Annotated in this window: 1 protein-coding gene; it reads left to right on the top strand. The window is 62.5% G+C overall.

All coding sequences use genetic code 11. The features are described 5' to 3' along the window. Positions 1-82 precede the first annotated feature (82 nt). Complete coding sequence (locus D2T30_RS22820) at positions 83-1,252, top strand: IS110 family RNA-guided transposase (protein WP_164884416.1); 1,170 nt, start codon at positions 83-85, stop codon at positions 1,250-1,252. The last annotated feature ends 309 nt before the right edge of the window (positions 1,253-1,561 follow it).

Raw genomic sequence — 1,561 nt, 5'->3', positions numbered from 1 at the left:
GTCAAGATCCCATGAGGAGGAGACTTGCGCCTCTGGCTCTGGAAGAGTCGAGACGCCCACTTTCTCTATGGAGATCATTGCCATGCCGACGACAGAGACCATCACTGCCGCCAAGATCACGACGACCGAAAGCACCGCGATTTTCGTATCCCTGGAACTGAGCCGATCGACCTGGCTGATAACAGCCCTTGCGGCGCCTTTGGGCGCGAAGATGTCGCGCCACCAGGTTCGGGGCGGCGATATGCCGGAACTGCTGAAGCGTTTTTCGGATATGCAACATGCTGTCCGGCACCGGACCGGCCAGATCGTCCCCGTCATCGTCATCCAGGAAGCCGGGCTGGACGGTTTCTGGATCCACCGCGCTCTGGTGGCGGCAGGGATCGAGAGTCATGTGGTCGACCCGGCATCGATTGCAGTCTCCCGTCGACACCGCCGAGCCAAGACGGACCGGATCGACGGGGAAGCCCTCGTCCGCACCCTCATGGCCTGGAGGCGCGGCGAGCCTCGGGTTTGCGCCATGGTGCGCGTGCCAACGCCGGAGGAGGAAGATCGTCGTCGCGTCTGCCGGGAACTGAAAAGCCTGGTGGGCGAACGGATCCGGCACGTGAACCGGGTAAAGGGGATACTCTTTGCGCAGGGTATCGGAGACTATGAGCCTCGCAACAAGGACCGCCGACACCGGCTGGAAGATCTGCGCACCGGGGATGGTCGCCCCCTGCCGCACCACTTGAAGGCACTGGTATTGCGCGAGCTGGAAATCATCGAGTTGCTGAACCGACAGATCGAGACCGTGAAGTCGGAGCGGGACGCGCTTCTTGCCGAGATGCAGCCCATCGGTTCGACGCCGGGTCCGGTGCGAATGCTGCTCGGCCTCAGGGGCATCGGCCCGGGCTTTGCCGGTGCCCTGTGGTCCGAAGGGCTGTTCCGAACGTTCAGGAACAGACGCCAGGTCGCGGCCTATGCCGGGCTCGCACCGACACCCTGGAAGAGCGGCACGATCAACCATGAACAGGGCGTCTCCAAGGCAGGCAATCCCCGCCTGCGGGCCATCGCCGTGGAAACAGCCTGGCTTTGGTTGCGGCATCAACCGGGCTCGGCGCTTTCTCGGTGGTTCCACAACCGAGTTCGCCAGCTCGGCCCACGCACCAAGAAGGTCACGATTGTCGCATTGGCGCGCAAACTGCTGGTCGCTCTGTGGAAATACGTGACCAGCGGCATTGTGATCGAGGGGGCCGCGATGAAGACGGTGTAACCTCCAGCCCGCAGATCGGAAGTTCCAGAGTTCCACCGTGGCCTGATCAGCCTCGGCGGATCCGGGCAGACGGACCGGCGTAGGGTATGGCCCACAACAGCCGTAGTTAAGAATGGTCCCGTCTTCTCGACCCCCAGCCGCAGGATGCGGGATGATGGTGCAGCCGTATCCGCGGCGACCGTATGTGAGCTTGAGCGCGCAGGTCTTTGACACGCGTTCCAACGGGGACCGGACCCGAGATCCGAAAAGTCAGAAGGAGAAAAGCCAATGATCCAATGAAAGCCGCTTGATCCAATCCTCCTCATGTGA

Source organism: Paenirhodobacter populi (assembly GCF_004022215.1).
GTDB classification, from domain to species: Bacteria; Pseudomonadota; Alphaproteobacteria; order Rhodobacterales; family Rhodobacteraceae; genus Rhodobacter; species Rhodobacter populi.
Note: the sequence above shows the minus strand (reverse complement) of the source record. Positions and strands in the feature narration are given on the sequence as shown.

Coding starts and splice junctions, on each gene's coding strand:
- D2T30_RS22820 (WP_164884416.1), top strand. CDS start 83: ATGCCGACGACAGAGACCATCACTGCCGCCAAGATCACGACGACCGAA.